The sequence below is a fragment of the Mycolicibacterium psychrotolerans genome, from assembly GCF_010729305.1.
In the GTDB taxonomy this organism is placed as follows: domain Bacteria; phylum Actinomycetota; class Actinomycetes; order Mycobacteriales; family Mycobacteriaceae; genus Mycobacterium; species Mycobacterium psychrotolerans.
Genome location: NZ_AP022574.1, coordinates 4,011,860 through 4,035,926, shown reverse-complemented (window position 1 = coordinate 4,035,926; position 24,067 = coordinate 4,011,860). Strand labels below are relative to the sequence as shown.

20 protein-coding genes are annotated in these 24,067 nt (G+C 69.9%); 13 read left to right on the top strand and 7 right to left on the bottom strand.

What is annotated here, in order from left to right:
- The first annotated feature begins 3 nt into the window (after positions 1-3).
- Positions 4-390 (top strand): DoxX family protein, encoded by a 387-nt coding sequence (locus G6N45_RS19610; RefSeq protein WP_163723823.1) that lies wholly within the window; start codon positions 4-6, stop codon positions 388-390.
- Here the strand turns inward: G6N45_RS19610 and G6N45_RS19605 are convergent.
- Positions 275-1,048, bottom strand: a complete 774-nt coding sequence (locus G6N45_RS19605) for a TVP38/TMEM64 family protein (protein WP_163723820.1) — start codon at positions 1,046-1,048, stop codon at positions 275-277. The two genes, G6N45_RS19610 and G6N45_RS19605, sit on opposite strands and share 116 nt — an antisense overlap.
- 68 nt (positions 1,049-1,116) lie before the next feature.
- Here G6N45_RS19605 and mutA point away from each other — a divergent pair, with 68 nt between their 5' ends.
- The 4 genes from mutA to lipL are packed head-to-tail and all read left to right on the top strand — an operon-like array spanning position 1,117 to position 7,573.
- Positions 1,117-2,961: a methylmalonyl-CoA mutase small subunit gene (mutA, locus tag G6N45_RS19600; protein ID WP_163723818.1), complete on the top strand. Its 1,845-nt coding sequence runs from the start codon at positions 1,117-1,119 to the stop codon at positions 2,959-2,961.
- A 1-nt stretch (position 2,962) separates the two neighbouring features.
- Entirely contained in the window at positions 2,963-5,254 is a 2,292-nt protein-coding gene (gene scpA, locus G6N45_RS19595) for a methylmalonyl-CoA mutase (protein ID WP_163723816.1), read from the top strand.
- Entirely contained in the window at positions 5,255-6,247 is a 993-nt protein-coding gene (meaB, locus tag G6N45_RS19590; RefSeq protein ID WP_163723814.1) for a methylmalonyl Co-A mutase-associated GTPase MeaB, read from the top strand. It begins immediately after the preceding gene.
- Between the two features lie 54 nt (positions 6,248-6,301).
- A complete protein-coding gene (gene lipL / locus G6N45_RS19585; RefSeq protein WP_163723812.1) occupies positions 6,302-7,573 on the top strand; it encodes an esterase/beta-lactamase LipL in 1,272 nt (423 codons plus the stop codon).
- Positions 7,574-7,765: 192 nt separating this feature from the next.
- Here lipL and G6N45_RS19580 read toward each other — a convergent pair whose 3' ends face one another.
- The 3 genes from G6N45_RS19580 to G6N45_RS19570 are packed head-to-tail and all read right to left on the bottom strand — an operon-like array spanning position 7,766 to position 10,441.
- Entirely contained in the window at positions 7,766-9,427 is a 1,662-nt protein-coding gene (locus tag G6N45_RS19580; RefSeq protein ID WP_246228732.1) for a class I adenylate-forming enzyme family protein, read from the bottom strand.
- The gene (locus G6N45_RS19575; protein ID WP_057146405.1) at positions 9,331-10,065 is read right to left on the bottom strand and encodes a hypothetical protein; all 735 of its coding nucleotides are present in this window, start codon (positions 10,063-10,065) and stop codon (positions 9,331-9,333) included. The genes G6N45_RS19580 and G6N45_RS19575 overlap by 97 nt, the downstream gene beginning before the upstream one ends.
- Before the next feature lie 13 nt (positions 10,066-10,078).
- On the bottom strand, positions 10,079-10,441 hold the full coding sequence (locus G6N45_RS19570) for an XRE family transcriptional regulator (RefSeq protein ID WP_163723810.1): 363 nt from the start codon (positions 10,439-10,441) through the stop codon (positions 10,079-10,081).
- Positions 10,442-10,576: 135 nt separating this feature from the next.
- Here G6N45_RS19570 and G6N45_RS19565 point away from each other — a divergent pair, with 135 nt between their 5' ends.
- A complete protein-coding gene (locus tag G6N45_RS19565; protein WP_163723808.1) occupies positions 10,577-11,179 on the top strand; it encodes a hypothetical protein in 603 nt (200 codons plus the stop codon).
- A gap of 229 nt (positions 11,180-11,408) precedes the next feature.
- On the top strand, positions 11,409-14,525 hold the full coding sequence (gene ileS / locus G6N45_RS19560; RefSeq protein ID WP_163723806.1) for an isoleucine--tRNA ligase: 3,117 nt from the start codon (positions 11,409-11,411) through the stop codon (positions 14,523-14,525).
- 88 nt (positions 14,526-14,613) lie between these two features.
- Here ileS and G6N45_RS19555 read toward each other — a convergent pair whose 3' ends face one another.
- Positions 14,614-14,829 (bottom strand): RNA-binding S4 domain-containing protein, encoded by a 216-nt coding sequence (locus G6N45_RS19555; RefSeq protein WP_057146401.1) that lies wholly within the window; start codon positions 14,827-14,829, stop codon positions 14,614-14,616.
- Positions 14,830-14,852: 23 nt separating this feature from the next.
- Between G6N45_RS19555 and G6N45_RS19550 the strand changes: the two genes are divergently transcribed.
- Positions 14,853-16,241, top strand: a complete 1,389-nt coding sequence (locus tag G6N45_RS19550) for a DNA polymerase IV (RefSeq protein ID WP_163723804.1) — start codon at positions 14,853-14,855, stop codon at positions 16,239-16,241.
- On the opposite strand, the gene G6N45_RS19545 is transcribed toward G6N45_RS19550, so the two are convergent.
- A complete protein-coding gene (locus G6N45_RS19545; RefSeq protein WP_163723802.1) occupies positions 16,206-17,108 on the bottom strand; it encodes an asparaginase in 903 nt (300 codons plus the stop codon). The genes G6N45_RS19550 and G6N45_RS19545 overlap by 36 nt on opposite strands.
- A gap of 41 nt (positions 17,109-17,149) precedes the next feature.
- On the opposite strand from G6N45_RS19545, the gene lspA reads away from it, so the two are divergent.
- From lspA to dnaE, 5 genes are all read left to right on the top strand, one after another.
- Positions 17,150-17,731, top strand: coding sequence for a signal peptidase II (lspA, locus tag G6N45_RS19540; RefSeq protein WP_163723799.1), 582 nt, complete (start codon positions 17,150-17,152; stop codon positions 17,729-17,731).
- Positions 17,728-18,657 carry an RluA family pseudouridine synthase gene (locus tag G6N45_RS19535; protein ID WP_163723797.1) on the top strand — a complete coding sequence of 310 codons (930 nt, stop codon included), beginning with the start codon at positions 17,728-17,730 and terminating at the stop codon, positions 18,655-18,657. Before lspA ends, G6N45_RS19535 begins: the two co-directional genes overlap by 4 nt.
- The gene (gene rarD / locus G6N45_RS19530; RefSeq protein ID WP_163723795.1) at positions 18,654-19,544 is read left to right on the top strand and encodes an EamA family transporter RarD; all 891 of its coding nucleotides are present in this window, start codon (positions 18,654-18,656) and stop codon (positions 19,542-19,544) included. Before G6N45_RS19535 ends, rarD begins: the two co-directional genes overlap by 4 nt.
- 53 nt (positions 19,545-19,597) lie before the next feature.
- Positions 19,598-20,254, top strand: coding sequence for a TetR/AcrR family transcriptional regulator (locus tag G6N45_RS19525; protein WP_246228731.1), 657 nt, complete (start codon positions 19,598-19,600; stop codon positions 20,252-20,254).
- Between the two features lie 71 nt (positions 20,255-20,325).
- On the top strand, positions 20,326-23,862 hold the full coding sequence (dnaE, locus tag G6N45_RS19520) for a DNA polymerase III subunit alpha (protein ID WP_163723791.1): 3,537 nt from the start codon (positions 20,326-20,328) through the stop codon (positions 23,860-23,862).
- Here the strand turns inward: dnaE and G6N45_RS19515 are convergent.
- Entirely contained in the window at positions 23,825-24,058 is a 234-nt protein-coding gene (locus tag G6N45_RS19515; protein WP_163723789.1) for a hypothetical protein, read from the bottom strand. The genes dnaE and G6N45_RS19515 overlap by 38 nt on opposite strands.
- Positions 24,059-24,067 lie beyond the last annotated feature (9 nt).

Sequence of the window (24,067 nt, the reverse complement as noted above, 5' to 3'; positions counted from 1 at the left end):
ACGATGAGCGCGGCAGGCCTGCTCGGCTCCCGGCGCACCTACGCGGTGCTCGCCGCGATGCAGGCCGGTGATGCGCTGGCGTGCATCGGACCCATCGCGCCGGTCCGCAAGGCACTCGACGACGTCGGCCTCGCCGAAGAACTGCGTCCGGTGTTGCCGGTGGTCAAAGGAGCCTCGGCGGTGGGGCTGCTGGGGGTCTACCGGTTCCCGGCACTCGCCCGGCTGACCACCTTCATGCTGACGGTGTACTTCACGCTCGCCGTCTCGGCGCACATCAGGGCGAAGGATTGGAGTCCGGGGCTGGCGGCGGCGTCGTCGCTGCTGGCGCTGTTCGGGGCGATGACGGTGCACGGTCCGCCGTGCGCCGATGCGTCCGCACCTCGTAGATGAGGCCGGCCACCCCGAGCGCGGCGGTGCACAGCGACACCACGAACAGCAGCGGGCTGACGTTTCCGGTCAGCGCGTCGCCGAGGATGACGACGGCGGCGGTGCCGGGCAGCAGGCCCGCGACCGTGGCCAGTGTGTAGGGCAGCAGCCGCACCGCCGATGCGCCCGCGGCGTAGTTGAGGACCGAGAACGGCACGGCGGGGATCATGCGCATCGCCATCACGGCGACCCAGCCGCGCTCGCGCAGCCGGGTGTCGAGCGCGTCCACCTTCGGATGGCTGACCAGCCTGCTGAGCTGCCAGCCCGCCGCACGGACGAGCAGAACCGCGAGGACCGCGCTCAGCGTGCTCGCCACCACCGCGATCGGGATGCCGAGGTACGGGCCGAACAGCAGCCCGGCCGCCAGCGTGAATGCCGTTCGCGGGAAAGGGAACACGGTGACGACGACGTGCGCGGCCAGGAACGCCAGCGGGAACCAGGGTCCGACGGACGTCGCCCAGTCGCGCAGCTGCACCGCAGTGGGCAGGGGCACCGCAAGTGCGACTGCGACGAGAATCACAATCGTGATCAGCATGGCCGCCAACCGGGCGGGAGGCACCGTCCGCAGGGTCGCGAGCACCGTGGCCGGCACGGCGCGCAACGCGCTGACGACGGGTTTCACGACTCCCCACAGTACGGGCACGGCCAGATCACCTCGCGACACCGACGTGACGGACATCATTTAGCCTGATGGCTGTGCAGACACCCACCGATGTGGACCAATGGCGCTCTGCGGTGGCAACCGTGCTGGCCAAGTCGAGCCGGCGCGAGCCGGCCGAGCTGGGTGCCGAGCCCGAGCGGTTGCTGGACTCCGACACCTACGAGGGCTTCCCGATCCGGCCGCTGTACACCGGCGCCGACGAGATTCCCGAGCAGGCGTTGCCCGGGAGCTGGCCGTTCGTGCGCGGCGGCGACGCGCTTCGCGACGTCAAGTCGGGCTGGAAGGTCGCCGAGGCGTTCCCCGCCGGTGACGCCACCGTGGCCGAGGTCAACGGGGCGGTGCTGCTGAGCCTGACCGAAGGGGTCAGCGCGCTGGCATTGCGCATCGGTGACGGCGCGATCGCGCCGGACGCCATGGGTCCCGTGCTCGACGGGGTGTATCTCGATCTGGTGCCGATCGTGGTGGAGGTGGCCGGCGACGGGCAGGTGTACCGCGCGGCCGCCGAGGCGTTGCTGGCGCTGCTCGACGGCCTCGACGACGACCAGCGCTCCCGGCTGTCGGTGGATCTGGGCGGCGACCCGCTGACCGCCCCGCTGACCGGGCGGCCGGCGCCCGCGCTCGCCGACGTGACCGCGATCGCCGAGAAGGCGGCCGGCTTCGACGGGCACGTCCGGACCGTCACCGTCGATGGGCCGGCGCTGCACGACCTGGGTGCGAACGCCTCATGGGAGCTCGGTGCCGCGATCGCTGCCGGGGTGGACTACCTGCGCGCATTGCTCGAGGCGGGCCTGTCCACCACCGCGGCGCTGCGGCAGATCAGCTTCCGGTTCGCCGCCGACGACGACCAGTTCATGACGATCGCGAAACTGCGTGCGGCACGCCGACTCTGGGCCCGGGTCGCCGAGGTGGCCGGCGCCCCCGAGGCTGGTGCGGCGACCCTGCACGCGGCCACCTCGCTGCCGATGATGGCCCAGCGCGATCCGTGGGTGAACATGCTGCGCACCACGGTGGCCGCCTTCGCAGCGGGGGTGGGCGGCGCGGACACCGTGCTCGTGCACCCGTTCGACGTCGCCATCGACGGCGGATTCCCCGGCACCGCACGCAGTTTCGCGCGGCGGATCGCCCGCAACACGCAGCTGCTGCTGCTCGAGGAGTCCCACCTGGGCCGGGTTCTCGACCCAGCGGGCGGATCCTGGTTCGTCGAGGATCTCACCTCCCGGCTGGCCGACGCCGCGTGGACGAACTTCCAGGAGATCGAGGCCGCCGGCGGTTTCCAGGCCGCCCGCGAGCACGTACGCGACCGCATCGCCGAGGTGGCCGGGCGCCGCGCCGTGGACATCGCGCACCGGCGTACCGCAATCACCGGCGTCAACGAGTTCCCCGACCTCGCCGAAATCCCGCTCCCGCAGGGCGATCCGCTGCCGACCGTGCGTCGCTACGCGGCGGACTTCGAAGCGTTGCGCAACCGCTCGGACGCCCACCTGGAGAAGACCGGCGCCAGGCCCGCCGCGCTGCTGCTGCCGCTGGGCCCGTTGGCCGAGCACAACATCCGCGCGACGTTCGCGACGAACCTGCTCGCCTCCGGCGGTATCGAGACCGTCAACCCCGGACCGCTCGACGCCGCCGGGGTCGACGCCGCGGTGTCGGCGGCCGGCGGCGCGGAGGTCGCCGTCATCTGCGGTACGGACGCCCGCTACGGCGGGGAGGTGGCCGACGTCGTCACCGCAGCCCGGGCGGCCGGGGTGCGACACATCCTCCTTGCCGGGCCGGAAAAGGCGGTCGCCGAGGCTGATCCGAAGCCCGACGGCTACGTGACCGCGAAGATCGACGCGGTGTCCGTGCTGTCGGATCTGCTGACCCGATTGGGGGCATGACATGACTCTGCACGATGTCGCCGGCGAGCCGGCTCCGACCACCGAGCCGGCCCACACGTCGCTCGGCAGCTTCGCCGACGTGCCGCTGCACGACGGCGGCACCGCCGCCGCGCCGACGCGCGAGCAGGTCGGTGAGCAGGTGGCCGCGGCGGCCTCCGCGCACGGCTACGCCACCGATCAGCTGGACTGGGCCACGCCCGAGGGCATCGACGTCAAACCCGTCTACATCGCCGCCGACCGGGACGAGATCGCCGCCGCCGGTTATCCACTGGGCAGCCTGCCGGGGCTGCCGCCGTTCGTGCGCGGGCCGTATCCCACGATGTACGTCAACCAGCCCTGGACCATCCGGCAGTACGCCGGCTTCTCCACCGCGGCAGAGTCCAATGCGTTCTACCGCCGCAACCTCGCGGCCGGGCAGAAGGGGCTGTCGGTCGCCTTCGATCTGGCGACCCACCGCGGTTACGACTCCGATCACCCGCGCGTGGCGGGCGACGTCGGTATGGCCGGGGTGGCAATCGACTCGATCCTCGACATGCGCCAGCTCTTCGACGGCATCGACCTGTCGTCGGTGTCGGTGTCGATGACGATGAACGGCGCGGTGCTGCCGATCCTGGCGCTGTACGTGGTCGCCGCCGAGGAGCAAGGGGTGCCGCCGGAGAAGCTGGCCGGGACCATCCAGAACGACATCCTCAAAGAGTTCATGGTCCGCAACACCTACATCTATCCGCCGAAGCCCTCGATGCGCATCATCTCCGACATCTTCGGCTACACCAGCGTCAAGATGCCGAAGTTCAACAGCATCTCGATCTCCGGGTACCACATTCAGGAGGCCGGCGCGACCGCCGATCTCGAGTTGGCCTACACGCTGGCCGACGGCGTCGAATACATCAAGGCGGGCCTCGACGCCGGGTTGGACATCGACAAGTTCGCGCCGCGGCTGTCGTTCTTCTGGGGTATCGGGATGAACTTCTTCATGGAGGTCGCCAAGCTGCGGGCCGGCCGGCTGCTGTGGAGCGAGCTCGTCGCGGAGTTCGCACCCCAAAGCCCGAAATCCAGGTCATTGCGCACTCATTCGCAGACCTCGGGCTGGTCGCTGACCGCGCAGGACGCCTTCAACAACGTGGCCCGCACCTGCGTCGAGGCGATGGCCGCCACCCAGGGGCACACGCAGTCGCTGCACACCAACGCGCTCGACGAGGCGCTGGCGCTGCCCACCGACTTCTCGGCCCGCATCGCGCGCAACACCCAGTTGCTGCTGGCCCAGGAGTCGGGCACCACCCGGCCCATCGACCCGTGGGGCGGTTCCTACTACGTCGAGTGGCTGACCCACCAGCTGGCGCAGAAGGCGCGTGGGCACATCAGGGAGGTCGCCGAGCATGGCGGCATGGCGCAGGCGATCGGCGAGGGCATCCCCAAGCTGCGGATCGAGGAGGCCGCCGCGCGCACCCAGGCCCGCATCGACTCCGGGACCCAGACGGTGATCGGCGTGAACCGCTACCAGGTCGACGAGGACCACGAGATCGAGGTGCTCAAGGTCGAGAACAGCAGGGTGCGCGCCGAGCAGATCGCCAAGCTCGAGCGGCTGCGCAGTGAGCGGGATGAGGCCGCCACCCAGGCGGCGCTGACCGAATTGTCCCGCGCCGCAGCAGCTTCCGGCATCGCCGGTGAAGACGGTCTGGGCAACAACCTGCTGGCGCTGGCCGTCGACGCGGCTCGGGCGAAGGCCACCGTCGGGGAGATCAGTGACGCACTGGAGAAGGTGTACGGCCGCCATCAGGCCGAGATCCGGACCATCGCCGGGGTGTATCGAGACGAGGTGGGGATGGCCGGCAACGTCAGTACCGCAACCGAACTCGTCGCCAAGTTCGCCGAGGCGGATGGTCGACGGCCCCGCATCCTCGTCGCGAAGATGGGTCAGGACGGCCACGATCGCGGCCAGAAGGTGATCGCAACCGCCTTCGCCGACATCGGGTTCGACGTCGACGTCGGTTCCCTGTTCTCCACACCCGACGAGGTGGCGCGCCAGGCCGCCGACAACGACGTCCACGTGGTCGGGGTGTCCTCGCTCGCGGCCGGGCACCTGACCCTGGTGCCCGCCTTGCGCGACGCGCTGGCCGAGGTCGGGCGGCCCGACATCATGATCGTGGTCGGCGGGGTCATCCCGCCCGGCGACTTCGACGAGCTCTACGCCGCGGGCGCGACGGCGATCTTCCCGCCGGGCACGGTGATCGCCGACGCCGCGATCGGGCTGCTGCACAAGCTCGGCGAGCGCCTCGGCTACGACCTCGACTAGATGAGCCGTCCGGTCGAGCTTGCGTCCGCACTGCGCGGCGGTGACCGCTCCGCGCTGGCGCGGGCGATCACGCTGGTCGAGTCGACCCGTGCCGATCACCGGCAGCAGGCTCAGGAGCTGCTGCTGGAGCTGATGCCCGACGCGGGCCGGGCGGTCCACGTCGGCATCACCGGTGTCCCCGGCGTCGGGAAGTCGACCACCATCGAGGCGCTCGGGATGTCCCTGATCGACCAGGGGCACCGCGTCGCGGTGCTGGCCGTGGACCCGTCCTCCACGCGCACCGGCGGGTCGATCCTCGGTGACAAGACCCGGATGGCCCGGCTCGCGGTGCACCCCGACGCCTACATCCGGCCGTCGCCGACCTCGGGCACGCTCGGCGGCGTCGCGAAGGCCACCCGCGAGACCATCGTGCTGCTCGAGGCGGCGGGCTACGACGTCATCCTCGTCGAGACGGTCGGGGTGGGGCAGTCCGAGGTGACGGTCGCCAACATGGTCGACACGTTCGTGTTCCTGACCCTGGCCCGCACGGGCGACTCGCTGCAGGGCATCAAAAAGGGCGTACTCGAACTCGCCGACGTCGTCGTGGTGAACAAGGCCGACGGCGAGCACGCGGTCGAGGCCAAGGCCGCCGCCCGCGAACTCGCTGGCGCCATCCGTTTGCTCTACCCTCGCGAAACGCTCTGGCGCCCTCCGGTTCTGACCATGAGCGCACTGGAGGGCACCGGCCTGCACGAGCTGTGGGACGTCGTGCTCGAGCATCGCCGGGTGCTCACCGAGGCCGGGGAGTTCGAGGCACGCCGACGCACCCAGCAGGTGGATTGGATGTGGTCGATGGTCCGCGACACGGTGCTCGACCGGGTGCTGTCCAGTGCCGGGGTGCGCGCGGTCCGTGCCGATGTGGAACGCCGCGTCCGGGACGGGGAACTGACGCCGGCGCTTGCCGCACAGGAGATCCTCGACGCCGTCGAGCACTCGGGCAAATCCATAGATTAACGAATTGGTAACTGCCCGATTGTTTGCCGCGCGGCGGGGTACATTCACGTCATTGTGACGGGCGTCAACAACGATCCGGAGCGCAATGAGGCGCTCCCACCCGGGGTCCAGGGAGCTGCCGACCCCGCCTTCGCGTGGGCCGTGCGGGCCTTCAAGCAGATGTTCCCGCACCGCCGGTTCGGCGGTGGCGCCCTGGCGGTGTACCTGGACGGCGAGCCCGTCGTCGACGTCTGGACCGGCTGGTCGGACCGCCGGGGTAGACGGCACTGGACCGCCGACACCGCGCCGATGGTGTTCTCGGCCACCAAGGGCGTGGCCGCGACCGTCATCCACCGGCTGGCTGACCGCGGCCTGATCGACTACGACGCACCGGTCGCCGAGTACTGGCGAGAATTCGGCGTCAACGGCAAGGCGAAGATCACCGTCCGTGACGCGCTGCGGCACCGGGCCGGGCTGTCCCAGCTCAACGGCGTCGCCGGCACCGACCTGATGGACCACTTCGGCATGGAGGAGCGGCTCGCCGCCGCCCCGGCGAGCTGGCTGGTGGGACGCCCCGCCTACCACGCGTTCACGTTCGGCTGGCTGCTGTCCGGGCTGGCCCGCTCCGTGACCGGAACCGGGATGCGGGAGTTGATGCGCAGCGAGATCGCCGCGCCGCTGAACACCGACGGTCTGCATCTGGGCCGCCCCCCGGGGCAGGCGCCGACACAGCCGGCCCGCATCATCGGTCCGCAGACCCGGCTGCAGAATCCGGTGTTCAATCTGGTGGCGCCGCATCTGGCCGCGCTGCCGTTCTCCGCGGCGTTCGGCGCGATGTACTTCCCCGGGGTGAAGGCGTTCGTGCAGGGTGACACGCCCATGCTCGACAGCGAGATCCCGGCCGCGAACGGGGTGGCCACCGCGCGGGCGCTGGCCCGGATGTACGGCGCGATCGCCAACGGCGGACGCATCGGCGACACCCAGTTCCTGTCGAGCCGGACGGCGGCCGCGCTGGTCGGCCGACGCAGCCTGCGACTCGACCACAGCATGATCATGCCGCTGTCGTTCCACCTCGGTTACCACGGGCTGCCGCTGCCCGGGGTACTGCCCGGCTTCGGCCACGTGGGTCTCGGCGGGTCGCTGGGGTGGGCCGATCCTGACCGGGGGTTGGCGTTCAGCTTCGTGCACAACCGGTTGTTGACCCCGTTCGTGGTCAGCGACCAGGCCGGCTTCGTCACCACCGCCGCGCTGATCCGCCGCGGGGCCGCGCTGGCCCGCAAAAACGGCTACCGACGGGTGCCGGAATTCGGCGCACCTTTCATCGACGTCACCGCGCAGGCGGTCTAGCACGCGTCTTCGGAAGGGGAGCGGCGACTCGGGTCAGTGCTGTTTGCTGAACACTGCGGTTGCGGTCCACTCTGTCGCCCGGCGCCGAAGCGGAAGCAACCATTCCCCGTCCCGCGCCATGGCCATGCTAACGCCTATTTCGCTGACTGGATAGATGGCCGCGCGGGTTGAACGTCAAATTTGACAATGCAGTCACGATTTGCCGAAATCCGCTGCGAGCGTCTTCTTGTCGACCTTCTCACCGGCGAGCGTCGGCAGCGGCGTCGCGGTGAGGCGCCATGCGGTCGGGATGGCGAAGGATGCCACCGCGTCCGACAGGTGCGAGCGCAACGCGTCGACGGCGGGCGCCTCGGTTGTGTCGCGGTGGACGACGACCGCGGCCAGTTCCTCGCCGAGGTCGGCGTGCGGGATGCCGAAGACCGCGGCCTCGACGACCGCCGGGTGTGACATCAGCGCGGCTTCGACCTGGGGGCACGCGATGTTCTCGCCGCCGCGGATGACCATGTCCTTGCTGCGCCCGTCGATGTAGAGGTAGCCGTCGTCGTCGAGGTGGCCCAGGTCGCCGCTGTGCAGCCAGCCCTCGGCGCCGACGGTGCCGTCGTCGGGGCCGGCGTAGCCGAGCATCACGGTGGGGGAACGGGCCAGCACCTCGCCAACGCCCTCGGCGTCGGGCCGGTCGATCAGCACCTCGACCACCGGGTAGGGCCTGCCGACGGTTCCGGGTCGCTCGAGCAGGTCGCGCCCGTCGGCGACCGTCAGGAAGCCGCCGGCCTCGGTCATGCCCCAGGTGTTGCTCAGCCCGCGGGTGGCCAGGTTCGGCAGCGCGGCCCGGATCCGCTGCAGCAGGTGCGGGCTGACCGGCGCACCACCCAGCGGCCAGGACCGCAGGCTGGTCAGGTCGTAGGAGCCGAAGTCGGGATGTTCGAGCACGCGCACGGCCATCGTGGGCACCGCCCCCCACACCGCGACCCGTTCGGTCTCGATCGACGCCATCACCGTTCCGGCGTCGAACCGGCCCTGCGTCAACACGATCCGGCCGCCGGTGAGGAAATGCGTCAGCAGCGCCGAGCATCCACCGATGTGGAACATCGGCGTGCTCGCGAGGCTGACCACGGCGGGGGAGTCCGGCGTCAGCCGGTGCGGCTGCCGCCCGCTGCGCGCGAAGATGTTCTGCTGGTTGGCGATCACCGAGCGACGGGACAGCTGCACGGCTTTGGGCATCCCGGAGCTTCCCGAGGTGAACAGCACCAGCGCCACGTCGTCGAGTCCGCGTTCGGCCGACAAGAGATCCCCGTCGGCTCCCGCGCAGGTGAACGCTTCCGCCAGCTCGGCCAGCTCACTGATGGAGGTGGGGCCGTCCACGGCGGTGTCGGTTAGGATGTGACGCAGGTCCAGCAGGGTGGTGGCGTGGGCCACCTCGGTCCGAGACCACCACCGGTTGCCCAGGACGGGCACGGCCCCGGTCAGCCACAGCGACCACAGGGCGAGAACCCATTCCGGGCTGTTGTAACCGAACACCATGACGCGGTCGCCGGTGCGGATGCCGCGGGCGGCCAGCTGCTCGACCGCCCGGGGCAGGGCGGCGCGGAACTGCGCGTAGGAGATGCGGCGCTCGCCGTGCACCAGGAAGTCGCGGTCCGTCCAGCGGCGCGTCCCGGCGATCAGCTCGGCGAACGTGCCGGGGCCGTGCCGATACAGCATGCCGGGGTGTCCGGCGTAGGAGCCCTGGTCGACGTCGGCCGACCACGGCACTGTCGTCAGGTCCGGGCCCGGGTGAACCACTTCGTCCTGATCCGCCACGAGTGCGCCGACGTCAGCGCGAACCCGGCGCCGCAGGCACACGCGAAGATCCACACCAGGATGCTTCCTGCGACGGTCTGCAGGTCCGGCACGAAGGCCGTGACGATGCGCACGACGCACGCCATGACGCCCATCGCCGAGGCCAGCAGGTAGGTGTTGGCGATGCGCCGGGACCGCGGGTCGCTGCGCAGGATCAGCAGGGCCCGCGACCCGTAGGCGAGCAGGTAGATCAACATGCCGCACAGCAGCAGCCAGTACATGTTCAGCCAGAAGTCGGTCGGCACCTCGAAGAAGTCCCGGCGGTACACCGTGGCCCCGTTACCGAGCCAGAACGCGGCGAGCAGCAGTGGGATGCACAGTGTGGCGGGGCGCTCGACGAACTGCTTGAACCGCTGATGCATCGCGTGATCGGCCTCGAGCCGGCCCAGGGTGTTGTAGACGATGGCCGACGCGGCCACGATGTATGCGTCGTGGCCGAGGTAGTCCTCGAGGTTCCACTTCCCGGTGAGGCCGTACAGCCAGTGGCCGACGGTCTCCGACGCCCACGGCGACATCAGCAGGACCGCGATGCCCTGCAGCGCGATGTTGAGGGTGGCGGCCACCTCCCAGCGGCACGACCAGGTGACACGCCGGATCCAGAGGCTCCACGCGATGCACAGGAGCGTGATGGCGATGAGTGTTGCCAGGGCCATGATCGGACCGACCTTAGAGCGGCGGAGCGTCCAGCCGCGGCGTCAGCTCGGACAACCGCGGGATGCGTCGGACGGGCGCCTGCGCCGCCTTCTGCCTGGTCGCCACCGCCGCGCGCGCGGATTCGACGTAACTGAAGACTTCCTGACGGGTCATCAGGCCGAACTGGATCTGCAGATCCGGATAACTCAGATCGAACCGGTCCGCCACCCGCCGCAGTTCCTCGGCGTTGGGGTAGTCCGGCTCCTTGATGCGCCGGTAATAGGTGCTGCTGGATGTGCCGAGGGCGTCGTAGATGTCTTTGGCATCGATCTCTCCGTCGAGGAGGTAGTCGAGCAGGGCCTTGAGCTGTCTGCCGTTCTCGTCCGTCCTGGGCACGTGACCACTGTAAACCGTGCGCCGGTTCTGGTCAGCCCCTGCCGGCAAACGGATAACACATTCTTAATTGACACGGCCGTCACAGTTTTGGGAGCAGTCTCCCAAATCTGGGACAACCCCTGTACGGTTAGCTGCATGGTCGCTCCCTACCTGCCTGACGAGGTCAAGCACACTTTCGTCAATTCCGCGCCGATAGCGCTGGACGTGTTCGATCGCGCCGTGTCGCCGTCTTCGGCGGTGCGGTTGGAGAAATGGGCCACCGCTCCATCGAGCGAATTGACCGAGGAGATCGACGGCGCCGCCGAATGGCTCGGCGTGCAGCCCGAGGAGATCCTGCTGGCGGCGCTCGGGCGCACGTTCGGCCGGACCCGGGGCGACGGCGCGGTCACCGTGGACGTCCGCACAGAGCAGCAGTGGCAGGCCCGGCCGGTCTCGCTGCTGTGCGCAGCCTCCTGGCCGATGGGGCCCAGCGAGATGCTGCAGGGCGCCCACAACGCGCTGGCCGCCGCATCGGGCCACACCGGCGTCTCCGCGGAGATCGCGCTGACGCTGGGCCCGACCGCGGACGCCGAAGGAACCAAGGCGCTCGAGCTCCGGGTGCAGCGGATCGACGGTCTTCTGCGCGTGGAGTGGTGGTACGACGCGGCGCGGCTGGACGGCTACTCGGTCGAGGAGATGGCCGAGCAGTTCCCCCTCGCGCTGATCGAGATCACCTCGGACGCCGGCGCTCCGCTGTAGGTTCCCTGGGCCGCTAGACTGTGGGCCACTGGCACTGATCCGGCCATCACCGGGGAGCCTTCGGAAGAACGGCACGCACCGCGTGCTCACTAGACCCGAACGGGCGGGCCCGTCACAGCCTGCGAATGAGCGGCGTACCGCAGGTACGCAAGCGGGGTGGTACCGCGGTGCTCGCGCGAAGCGCGGCGTCGTCCCCGTGCCTGGAACCTGGCACAGGAGAACAGACGCCGTGAGCGCCTACCCCAAGCCGGCGAGTGGATCGCCCGACTTCCCGAGCCTCGAGCTCGAGGTCCTCGACTACTGGGACCGCGACGACACGTTCCGCGCGAGCATCGCGCACCGTGACGGCGCCCCCGAGTACGTCTTCTACGACGGCCCGCCGTTCGCCAACGGCCTGCCGCACTACGGGCACTTGCTCACCGGTTACGTCAAGGACATCGTGCCGCGCTACCGCACCATGCGCGGGTACAAGGTCGACCGCCGATTCGGCTGGGACACCCACGGCCTGCCCGCCGAACTCGAGGTGCAGCGCCAGCTCGCGATCACCGGCAAGGCGCAGATCGAGGAACTCGGCATCGAGAAGTTCAACGACGCCTGCCGCGCGTCGGTGCTCAAGTACACCGGGGAGTGGCGCAGCTACGTCACTCGCCAGGCCCGCTGGGTGGACTTCGACAACGACTACAAGACCCTCGACATCGGCTTCATGGAGTCGGTGCTGTGGGCGTTCAAGCGGTTGTGGGACAAGGGCCTGGCCTACGAGGGCTATCGGGTGCTGCCGTACTGCTGGAACGACGAGACCCCGCTGTCCAGTCACGAGCTGCGGATGGACGACGACGTCTACCAGAGCCGCCAGGATCCGGCGCTGACCGTCGGGTACCGCATCGTGGGGGGACCGCTCACCGACCTCGTCGGCGCCTATCTGCTCATCTGGACGACGACGCCGTGGACGTTGCCGTCCAACCAGGCGGTCGCCGTGAATCCGGACGTCAGCTACGTGGTGGTCGAGAGCGACGGTGGGCGCTACATCCTTGCCGAGGCGCGGCTGGGCGCCTACGCCCGCGAACTCGGCGACGAGCCCGCCGTGCTGGCCACCTACACCGGCCGGGAACTTTTCGAGGTCACCTACGCGCCCCCGTTCCCGTACTTCATGGACTCGCCCAACGCGTTTCGTGTGCTGCCCGGCGATTTCGTCAGCACCGAGGACGGCACCGGGCTTGTGCACATGTCGCCGGCCTACGGCGAGGACGACATGGCGACCGCCGCGGCCGGCGGGATCGAGGCGGTCACTCCCGTCGACGCCAGGGGCCGCTTCGACGCGACGGTGCCCGACTACGCGGGGCAGCACGTGTTCGACGCGAACCCGCAGATCATCCGCGATCTCAAGAACGGCACCGGATCCGCAGGTGTCAATGGCGCGGTGCTGCTGCGCCACGACAGCTACGAGCACTCCTATCCGCACTGCTGGCGCTGCCGCAACCCGTTGATCTACCGGGCGGTGTCATCGTGGTTCATCAAGGTCAGCCAGATCCGCGACCGCATGGTCGAGCTGAACCAGCAGATCACCTGGTATCCCGAACACGTCAAGGACGGGCAGTTCGGCAAGTGGCTGTCCGGCGCCCGCGACTGGTCGATCTCGCGGAACCGGTACTGGGGCAGCCCGATTCCGGTGTGGAAGTCCGATGACCCCGCGTATCCGCGCATCGACGTCTACGGCAGCCTCGACGAGCTCGAACGCGACTTCGGGGTGCGTCCGGACAATCTGCATCGGCCCTACATCGACGAGCTGACCCGGCCCAACCCCGACGACCCGACCGGGCGCTCGACGATGCGGCGCATCGAGGACGTGTTCGACGTCTGGTTCGACTCGGGCTCGATGCCCTACGGGCAGGTGCACTATCCCTTCGAGAACCAGGACTGGTTCGAGTCGCACTTCCCCGGCGACTTCATCGTCGAGTACATCGGCCAGACCCGCGGCTGGTTTTACACGCTGCACGTCCTGGCGACGGCCCTGTTCGACCGCCCGGCCTTCCGGACGTGCGTCAGCCACGGCATCGTGCTGGGCAACGACGGCCAGAAGATGAGCAAGTCGCTGCGCAACTATCCCGACGTCACCGAGGTGTTCGACCGCGACGGGTCCGACGCCATGCGCTGGTTCCTGATGGCCTCGCCGATCCTGCGCGGCGGCAACCTCGTGGTGACCGAGCAGGGGATCCGCGAGGGCGCCCGGCAGGTGCTGCTCCCGCTGTGGAACGCGTACTCGTTCCTGGCGCTCTACGCACCGCAGAAGGGCACCTGGCGCACCGACTCCACCCACGTGCTCGACCGCTACATCCTGGCCAAGCTCGCCGCGCTGCGCGACGAGCTGACCGAATCCCTGGATGTGTGCGACATCTCGGTGGCCTGCGACCAGCTGCGGCAGTTCACCGAGGCGCTGACGAACTGGTATGTGCGACGGTCGCGGTCGCGCTTCTGGGAGGAGGACCGCGACGCGATCGACACGCTGCACACCGTGCTGGAGGTGACGAGCCGGCTGGCCGCACCGCTGCTGCCGCTGACGACCGAGCGGATCTGGCGGGACCTCACCGGCGAGCGCTCGGTACACCTCACGGACTGGCCGGACGCGGACTCGCTGCCCGCCGACCCGCGCTTGGTGGCCGACATGGACCTGGTGCGCGAGGTCGCGTCGGTGGGCTCGTCGCTGCGCAAGGCCAAGAAGCTGCGGGTGCGCCTCCCGCTGCTGAAACTGACTGTGGCGGTTGATGATCCGCAGCGTCTGGCGCCCTACCGCGACCTGATCGCCGACGAACTCAACGTCAAGGCCGTCGAGCTCACCGATGACATCGCCGCGCACGGCCGGTTCGAGCTGGCCGTCAACGCCCGGGCCGCCGGGCCCCGGATTGGCAAGGATGTCCAGGCCGCGATCAAGGCGGTGAAGGCAGGGGAGGGCGTGCTCAACGCGGACGGCACGCTGACGGCCGGCCCGGCGGTGCTGCTGCCCGAGGAGTTCACCTCCCGTCTGGTGGCCGCCGACCCGGAGTGGACCGCGGCGCTGCCCGACGGCGCGGGTCTTGTGGTGCTCGACGGCACGCTCACCGAGGAGCTCGAGGCCGAGGGCTGGGCCAAGGACCGGATCCGGGAGCTGCAGGACCTGCGCAAGGCGACGGGCCTGGACGTCTCCGACCGGATCGCGGTCGTGCTGGCCGTGCCCGCCGACAAGGAGCCGTGGGCACGAAGCCACGCGGAGCTGATCGCGGGCGAGATCCTCGCGACCGACTTCTCGTTCGGCGAGCCCGCCGACGGCACCGAGATCGGCGACGGCGTCCGCGTCAGCATCGCCAAGGTCTGACGCGGGCGCTCTGCGCGCCGAACGTGCACTCACGGTCGCGTCGAGGCCGTTACCGCGACCGTGGGCGCACGTTCGCGGCGTAAAGCGGTCAGCCGACGCGCGCGCTCTGCCCGCTGAAGGCGACCACGTCGCCGCTGCGCAGCTGGCGGCCGCGCCGCGTCTCGACCTCGTCGTTGACCAGGACCTGACCGTCGGCGATCACCCCCTTGGCGTCGGCGCCGCTGTCGATGAGGTTCGCCAGCTTGAGGAACTGGCCCAGCCGGATCGTCTCGTCGCGGATCGGTACGTCGTGCACGTCCGCCACGCTAGCCCGCCTACAGTCGCGGTGTGGGCGCGCGATGGGTCCTGCACCTGGACATGGACGCGTTCTTCGCGTCGGTCGAGCAGTTGACGCGGCCGACGCTGCGCGGCCGGCCGGTGCTCGTCGGCGGCCTCGGCGGGCGCGGCGTGGTGGCCGGGGCGAGCTACGAGGCGCGCGTGTTCGGCGCGCGCTCGGCGATGCCGATGCATCAGGCCCGCCGCCTGGTGGGCGCAGGCGCTGTCGTGCTGCCGCCGCGCGGCGTGGTCTACGGGCTGGCCAGCCGTCGGGTGTTCGACACGGTGCGGGCGAAAGTGCCGGTGCTGGAACAGCTTTCCTATGACGAGGCGTTCGGGGAGCCGCCGGAGCTGGCGGGTGTCAGCGCGGTCGAGGCGGCGGCGTTCTGTCAGCAGTTGCGGGCCGACGTCCGCGCGGTGACTGGCTTGGTGGCCTCGGTGGGAGCGGGTTCGGGCAAGCAGATCGCCAAGATCGCCTCGGGCCTGGCCAAACCGGACGGCGTGCGGGTCGTACCGCGGGACGAGGAGTCGACATTGCTCGCGGGCCTGCCCGTCCGCCGGTTGTGGGGGATCGGGCCGGTGGCCGAGGACAGGCTGCACCGGCTGGGCATCGAGACGATCGGCGCACTGGCCGCGCTCACCGAACGCGAGGTGGCCGATGTTCTCGGCGCGACGGTCGGACCGGCGCTGCACCGCCTCGCGCGGGGCGTCGACGACCGGCCGGTCGCGGAGAACGCACCGGCCAAGCAGATCAGCGCCGAATCGACGTTCGCCGAGGACCTGATCACGCTGGCCCAGTTGCGCGAGGCGATCGGGCCAATCGGCGATCATGCGCACCGGCGGCTGGAGAAGGACGGCCGGGGGGCGCGCACCATCACCGTCAAGCTCAAGCGCTCCGACATGAGCACCCTCACCCGCTCGGCGACGCTGCCATATGCCACCACCGAGGCCGCGACGCTGATCGGCACCGCCCGCCGGCTGCTGCTCGACCCGGTCGACATCGGACCGGTGCGCCTTGTCGGCGTGGGCTTTTCGGGGTTGACCGAGGTCCGTCAGGAGCCGCTGTTCGCCGATCCGGAGCTGGCCATGGAGGAGACCTCCGACGCGGGCGTGCCTGCCACCCTGTCCGACGTCGCGGCCGCCGCGCCGGCGTGGCGGGTCGGCGACGACGTCCACCACGCGGCGCACGGGCACGGCTGGGTGCAGGGCGCCGGCCACGGGGTGATGACCGTCCGTTTCGAGACGCGGGCATCAGGCCCCGGCACGGCGCGCACGTTCGCCGTCGACGACCCCGCGCTGAGCCGGGCCAATCCGGTGGACAGCCTGGACTGGCCGGACTATGTCGAGGCGATGGGCCGCGAGCCGTCAGCCCCAGCGGCCGAAGACGTCCCCGGCCGATGAGCCGGCGGCCAGCGCGGCGGTCAGCAGCACCCGCGCCTGCGGCGGCCGCAGCGTCGGCGCCACGACCGCACCGGCCGCCATCAGATCTCGTCCGGGCCCGTATCCGGGGCTGACCCGGCCGCCGGGGACCCGCGTCGATACCGCCACCGCGACGCCGTCCGCGCAGTGCAGCGCGACACCGTCGATCAGAGCGGCGCCCGCGTTGCCCGCACCGAGCCCTTCGAGCACGATGCCGCGCGCGCCGGCGGCCACGCAGGCGTCCAGCGCGGCGGTGTCCGCGCCGGGGTAGGCCGCGACGATGTCGACCCGCGGCGCCTCGGCGGCGCTGAGGCGGCCCAGATAGGGCCGCGGACGCTCCGGTCCGAGCGGGCGGCCCGCGAAACTCTGCAGACCGGTGGTGCTGACCTTGGCCAGCCCCAGCGCCTCGAACACCTCCCCGGCGAACGCGACCACCACACCGGCGCTGCGCGAGTCCGCGTCGGCCGCCACCGCCAGCGCCTGCCGCAGGTTGGCGGGGCCGTCAGGGTCGGGGTCGTCGGCGCTGCGCTGGGCTCCGGTCAGCACGACCGGCACCGCGCCGTCGTAGGTGAGCTCCAGCCAGAGCGCCGTCTCCTCCATGGTGTCGGTGCCGTGCGTGACGACGATGCCGTCGACGTCGCCGAGTTCCGCCGCCCGCCGCACCGCGGCGCCGATGACATCCCAGTCCGCCGGGGTCATCTGCGAACTATCCAGGCGCATCGCCTCGATCACCTCGACGTCGAGGCCCTCGGTGAGGTCGGCTCCCGACCGGGTGGGGCGTTTGACGCCCTCGGCGTCGGCACTGGTGGAGATGGTGCCGCCGGTGGCGACGACGACGAGGCGGCCCATGGCTGGAATTGTGCATGACCGCGCCTGGGATGATGGGCGGCGTGACTGACGATTCTTCGAGCCCCGCCGAACCGGCGACCGGCGAGCCTGCCGTGGAACCGGCAGCCGGCGGGGCACCGCGACGGCGGCTTCGCCTCCTGCTCACCGTGGCGGGTGTGGTGCTCCTGGCCGACATCGTCACCAAGGTGCTCGCGGTCAAGCTGCTGACCCCCGGCCAGCCGGTGTCGATCATCGGCGACACCGTCACCTGGACGCTGGTGCGCAACTCCGGGGCCGCGTTCTCGATGGCCACCGGCTACACGTGGGTGCTGACGCTGGTGGCCACGGGCGTCGTGATCGGCATCATCTGGATGGGCCGGCGGCTGGTCTCGCCGTGGTGGGCGCTCGGCCTCGGGATGATCCTGGGCGGCGCGATGGGCAACCTGGTCGACCGCTTCTTCCGGTCGCCGGGGCCACTGCGCGGCCATGTCGTCGACTTCCTCTCGGTCGGGTGGTGGCCGGTGTTCAACGTGGCCGACCCGTCCGTCGTCGGCGGGGCGATCCTGCTGGTGGTGTTGTCGCTGTTCGGCTACGACTTCGATACCACGGGGAGGCGCCGGCCCGACGGCGGCGACACCCGATGACGACACGGTCGATGCCCGTGCCCGAGGGCCTGGCCGGCATGCGTGTCGATGCGGGCCTGGCCCGGCTGCTGGGGCTGTCCCGCACCGCGGCGGCGGCCCTGGCCGAGGAGGGCGGTGTCGAACTCGACGGTGCCCCGGCAGGCAAGTCCGACAAGCTGATGGCGGGTGCGTGGCTCGAGGTGCGGCTGCCCGAGGCGCCCCCGCCCGTGGAGAACACGCCCGAGGAGATCGAGGGGATGGGGATCCTCTACTCCGACGATGACATCGTCGCGGTCGACAAACCGCCCGGTGTCGCCGCGCACGCCACGGTCGGCTGGCACGGCCCGACGGTGCTGGGCGGCCTGGCCGCCGCGGGCTTCCGGATCAGCACGTCGGGCATTCACGAACGCCAGGGCATCGTGCACCGCCTCGATGTCGGCACGTCCGGCGTCATGGTGGTGGCGCTGTCGGAGCGGGCGTACACCGCGCTGAAGCGGGCGTTCAAGCAGCGCACCGTGGAGAAGCGCTATCACGCGCTGGTGCAGGGGCATCCAGATCCGTCCAGCGGGACCATCGACGCCCCGATCGGCAGGCACCGCGGGCACGACTGGAAGTTCGCCGTCGTCGAGGGCGGCCGCAACAGCGTGACCCACTACGACACGCTGGAGGCCCACCAGGCCGCCAGCCTTCTCGACATCCACCTCGAGACCGGCCGGACCCATCAGATCCGGGTGCACTTCGCTGCGCTGCATCACCCGTGCTGCGGCGATCTGACCTACGGCGCCGATCCGACGCTGGCCGCCCGGCTCGGCCTGCAGCGGCAATGGCTGCACGCGCGCTCGCTGGCCTTCGTCCATCCCGCCGACGGCCGCCGCGTGGAGATCACCAGCCCGTATCCGGCCGATCTGCAGCACGCGCTGGACGTGCTGCGCGATCAGCGCCTGTGAGGACCGGACTGCTCTTCGGCGCCGGCGCCTATGCCATGTGGGGGCTCTTCCCGGCCTTCTTCCCGCTGCTCAAACCCGCAGGGGCGGTCGAGGTGCTGGCACACCGCATCATCTGGAGCTTCGTGCTGATGGTGGTTGTGGTCGCCGCGGTGCGCCGGTTCGGTGACCTCCGGCAGATCTCCGGCCGGGTGTGGCTGCTTCTGACCGCGGCGGCGGCGCTGATCTCGGTCAACTGGCTGATCTACGTGTACGCGGTGAACAACGGTCACGTGGTCGACGCGGCGCTCGGCTACTTCATCAACCCGTTGGTGTCGATCGCGCTGGGGCTGGTCATCTTTCGGGAGAAGCTGAACCGCTGGCAGGTCGGCGCGCTGGTGATCGCCCTCGCGGCGGTCGTGGTGTTGACGGTCGACGTGGGGTCGCCGCCGCTGATCGGGCTCGGCCTGGCGCTGTCGTTCGGTCTGTACGGCGCGGTGAAGAAGCTGGTGCCGACCGACCCGCGGGTCAGCGTCGGTGTGGAAGCCGGCCTGGCGGCGCCCTTCGCGGTGGCCTACGTCGTGGTGCTGCAGCTCACCGGGCACGCCACGTTCACCGATCACGGGGCACAGCACGTGGTGCTGATGGTGCTGGCGGGCGTGCTGACCGCGCTGCCGCTGCTCCTGTTCGCCGCGGCCGCTCAGCGTCTGCGCATGGTGACCCTGGGACTGCTGTTCTACCTGACACCGGCGATGCAGCTGTCCTGGGGAGTGCTCGTCGGCCACGAGGCGATGCCCCCCGCGCGCTGGCTGGGCTTCGGCCTCATCTGGGTGGCGCTGCTGGTGTTCACCGTCGACGCGGTGCGCGGCGCGCGTGCCGATCGGCGTGTACCGCAGGCCTCGCGTATGTGAGCTTTGCGGATTTGCTGATTGACCGGCTGGCAGCAATGTCATAGCGTTTGCCCGTGGAGCACGCGACGTCGCCGGTTGTCCGAGGGCGCGGCCGCCCGGTGGGAGCCGACTCGGAACAGACCCGACGGACGATCCTGCGCGCCGCCCGCGACGTCATCGCCGAGTGTGGGTATGCCGCCGCCACGTTTCAGCAGATCGCCACCCGTGCCGGGGTGAGCAGGCCGACGCTGCACTACTACTTCGGCACCCGCGAGCAGGTCTACGAGACGCTGCTGGCGGAGTTGCACAGCCAGGTCTCGGCCTGTGTCGCCGAGGCGCAGGAACGGCCGCAGCCACGCCTGCAGCTGATCGCGTTCACCGCGGCTATCCAACGATTGTGCATTGACGATCCGGCGGCCATGCGTTTCCTCGTCGCGGCCCGGGTCGAGCAACGCAGGGGCCCGCACCGCAGCGTGGCCGCGCAGCGGGTGATCGCTGCGGTCCACGACTTCTACACCGCGCTCGTCGAGGCCGCGCAGCGCAGCGGCGAACTGGCGCCGGGCGCTATCGGCGGGGTGGCCGACATGTTGGCGTCGCTGTTCTGGGGCATGGGCTTCCACGCCGGCTTCGTTGCCGAGGAAGGCAGCGCCTCGATCGTTGCCAGGCAATTGTTACAGCTATTCGATGACGGATTGCTGACGTCACAGATCGGCGCGCCCGTCGACGCGTGAGCCTGCGACGGCGAGACACGCATCGCGACACGCCGAGCGCTGTCGGCGGTCGGCCATAGACTGGCCTGCCTATGAGCGGGTCATTCGTGCATCTCCACAACCACACCGAGTACTCGATGCTCGACGGTGCCGCGAAGGTCAAGCCGATGCTCGCCGAGGCGCAGCGCCTCGAGATGCCCGCAATCGGCATGACCGATCACGGAAACATGTTCGGCGCCAGCGAGTTCTACAACGCGGCCACCGACGCGGGCATCACGCCGATCATCGGCGTCGAGGCCTACATCGCACCGGCGTCGCGATTCGAGACCAAGCGGGTGCTGTGGGGCGATCCCAGCCAGAAGTCCGACGACGTGTCGGGCAGCGGCTCGTACACCCACATGACGATGGTGGCCGAGAACGCGACCGGTCTGCGCAACCTGTTCAAGCTCTCGTCGCTGGCGTCGTTCGAGGGCCAGCTCGGCAAGTGGTCCCGGATGGACGCCGAGATCATCGCCGAGCATGCCGAGGGCATCATCGCCACCACCGGCTGTCCGTCGGGTGAGGTGCAGACCCGGCTGCGGCTCGGCCACCGCCAGGAGGCGCTCGAGGCGGCGGCCAAGTGGCGGGAGATCTTCGGTCCGGAGAACTTCTTCCTCGAGCTGATGGACCACGGGCTCGACATCGAGCGCCGGGTTCGGGAGGGCCTGCTCGAGATCGGGCAGAAGCTGGGCATCCCGCCGTTGGCCACCAACGACTGCCACTACGTCACCCGCGACGCCTCGCGCAACCACGAGGCGCTGCTGTGCGTGCAGACGGGCAAGACACTCTCGGACCCGACCCGCTTCAAGTTCGACGGTGACGGCTACTACCTCAAGTCCGCTGCCGAGATGCGCGCCCTGTGGGACGACCAGGTGCCCGGCGCGTGCGACTCCACGCTGCTGATCGCCGAGCGGGTGCAGTCCTACGCCGACGTCTGGTCGGTCCGCGACCGCATGCCGATCTTCCCGGTGCCCGACGGGCACGACCAGGCGTCGTGGCTGCGCCACGAGGTGATGGCGGGGCTGGAACGGCGCTTCCCCGGTTCGGTCGGGCAGGACTACCTCGACCGCGCCGAGTACGAGATCAAGGTCATCTGCGACAAGGGTTTTCCGTCCTACTTCCTGATCGTCGCCGATCTGATCAACTACGCGAAGTCGGTCGACATCCGGGTCGGCCCCGGGCGCGGGTCGGCCGCCGGTTCGCTGGTGGCCTACGCGCTGGGGATCACCAACATCGACCCGATCCCGCACGGCCTGCTGTTCGAGCGGTTCCTCAACCCGGAACGGCCGTCGGCGCCCGACATCGACATCGACTTCGACGACCGGCGGCGCGGTGAGATGCTGCGCTACGCGGCGAACAAGTGGGGCAGCGACCGCGTCGCCCAGGTCATCACCTTCGGCACCATCAAAACGAAAGCCGCGCTGAAGGATTCGGCGCGCGTCAACTACGGCCAGCCGGGCTTCGCGATCGCCGACCGGATCACCAAGGCGCTGCCGCCGCCGATCATGGCCAAGGACATCCCGCTGTCGGGCATCACCGACCCCAGCCACGAGCGGTACAAGGAAGCCGCCGAGGTGCGGAGTCTGATCGACACCGACCCCGACGTCCGCACGATCTACGAGACCGCCCGCGGTCTGGAGGGTCTGGTCCGCAACGCCGGCGTGCACGCGTGCGCGGTGATCATGAGCTCGGAGCCGCTGATCGAGGCGATCCCGCTGTGGCGCCGGCCGCAGGACGGCGCCGTGATCACCGGTTGGGACTATCCGTCGTGCGAGGCCATCGGCCTGCTCAAGATGGACTTCCTCGGGCTGCGGAACCTGACGATCATCGGCGACTGCATCGAGAACATCAAGGCCAACCGCGGGGTCGATGTCGACCTGGAGTCGCTGGCCCTCGACGATCCGAAGGCCTACGAGTTGCTGGGCCGCGGTGACACCCTTGGGGTGTTCCAGCTCGACGGCGGGCCGATGCGCGATCTGCTGCGCCGCATGCAGCCGACCGAGTTCAACGACATCGTGGCCGTGCTGGCGCTGTACCGGCCGGGCCCGATGGGCATGAACGCCCACAACGACTACGCCGACCGCAAGAACGGCCGGCAGGCGATCAAACCGATCCACCCCGAGCTCGAGGAGCCGCTCAAGGAGATCCTCTCCGAGACCTACGGCCTGATCGTCTACCAAGAGCAGATCATGTTCATCGCCCAGAAGGTCGCCTCGTACACGATGGGCAAGGCCGACGCGCTGCGCAAGGCCATGGGCAAGAAGAAGCTCGAGGTGCTCGAGGCGGAGTACAAGGGCTTCCGCGAGGGCATGACCGCCAACGGATTCTCCGAGGGCGCGGTGAAAGCGTTGTGGGACACCATCCTTCCGTTCGCCGGGTACGCGTTCAACAAGTCGCACGCTGCCGGCTACGGGTTGGTGTCCTACTGGACGGCCTACCTGAAGGCCAACTATCCGGCCGAGTACATGGCAGGTCTGCTCACCTCCGTCGGTGACGACAAGGACAAGGCCGCGGTCTACCTCGCCGACTGCCGGCGGCTCGGTATCACGGTGCTGCCGCCGGATGTCAACGAGTCGGTGCAGAACTTCGCCTCCGTCGGCGACGACATCCGCTTCGGCCTCGGGGCTGTGCGCAACGTCGGCGCCAATGTCGTTGCCTCACTGGTGAAGACGCGCACGGAGAAGGGTAAGTACACCGACTTCTCGGACTACCTGAACAAGATCGACATCGCCGCCTGCAACAAGAAGGTGACGGAGTCGCTGGTCAAGGCGGGCGCCTTCGACTCGCTCGGCCACCCGCGCAAGGGCCTGTTCCTGGTGCACACCGACGCCGTCGACTCGGTGCTCGGCACCAAGAAGGCCGAGGCGATGGGGCAGTTCGACCTGTTCGGCGGCGGCTCGGAGGACGGCGCCTCCGACGCGGTCTTCACGATCAAGGTGCCCGAGGACGAGTGGGAGGACAAGCACAAGCTCGCCCTCGAGCGCGAGATGCTGGGTCTGTACGTGTCCGGCCACCCGCTCAACGGGATCGCGCACCTGCTCGCCGCGCAGGTCGACACCCAGATCCCGGCGATTCTCGACGGGGACGTCGCCAACGACACCCAGGTCCGCGTCGGCGGAATCCTCGCGTCGGTGAACCGGCGCGTCAACAAGAACGGTCTGCCCTGGGCGTCGGCGCAGATCGAAGACCTCACCGGCGGCATCGAGGTGCTGTTCTTCCCGCAGACGTACTCGATGTTCGGCGCCGAGATCGCCGACGACGTGGTGGTGCTGATCGGGGCCAAGGTGGCGATCCGCGACGACCGGATCTCGCTGATCGCCAACGAGCTGATCGTGCCGGACTTCTCCAGCGCCCAGGTCAACCGGCCCGTCGCGGTCAGCCTGCCGACGCGGCAGTGCACCGTCGACAAGGTCAGCGCGCTCAAGCAGGTGCTGGCGCGGCATCCCGGCACCGCACAGGTGCATCTGCGGCTGATCAGCGGGGAGCGGATCACCACGCTGGAGCTCGATCAGTCCCTGCGGGTGACGCCGTCCTCGGCGCTGATGGGCGACCTCAAGGAGCTGTTGGGCCCCGGCTGCCTGGGCGGGTGAGCCACACGACGGCGGCCACACCGGCGCCGGAGAGCACGGCGGGAGCAGCCGATGCCGTCGCCGTGGCGACCACGGCGAACACGAGCAGACCGATCAGCAGTGCCACCACCTTGTAGGTGGGCCACGGCACACCGGCGATGGACACCGTCCCGGCGGGACGGCTCACGGCGTCGCCGAATTCCTCCGCGGTGGTCATGTATTCCAC

Coding starts and splice junctions, on each gene's coding strand:
- G6N45_RS19535 (WP_163723797.1), top strand. CDS start 17,728: ATGACGACACGGTCGATGCCCGTGCCCGAGGGCCTGGCCGGCATGCGT.
- G6N45_RS19515 (WP_163723789.1), bottom strand. CDS start 24,058: ATGACCACCGCGGAGGAATTCGGCGACGCCGTGAGCCGTCCCGCCGGG.
- mutA (WP_163723818.1), top strand. CDS start 1,117: ATGGCTGTGCAGACACCCACCGATGTGGACCAATGGCGCTCTGCGGTG.
- G6N45_RS19575 (WP_057146405.1), bottom strand. CDS start 10,065: ATGGCCCTGGCAACACTCATCGCCATCACGCTCCTGTGCATCGCGTGG.
- dnaE (WP_163723791.1), top strand. CDS start 20,326: ATGAGCGGGTCATTCGTGCATCTCCACAACCACACCGAGTACTCGATG.
- G6N45_RS19545 (WP_163723802.1), bottom strand. CDS start 17,108: ATGGGCCGCCTCGTCGTCGTCGCCACCGGCGGCACCATCTCCACCAGT.
- G6N45_RS19610 (WP_163723823.1), top strand. CDS start 4: ATGAGCGCGGCAGGCCTGCTCGGCTCCCGGCGCACCTACGCGGTGCTC.
- meaB (WP_163723814.1), top strand. CDS start 5,255: ATGAGCCGTCCGGTCGAGCTTGCGTCCGCACTGCGCGGCGGTGACCGC.
- scpA (WP_163723816.1), top strand. CDS start 2,963: ATGACTCTGCACGATGTCGCCGGCGAGCCGGCTCCGACCACCGAGCCG.
- G6N45_RS19565 (WP_163723808.1), top strand. CDS start 10,577: ATGGTCGCTCCCTACCTGCCTGACGAGGTCAAGCACACTTTCGTCAAT.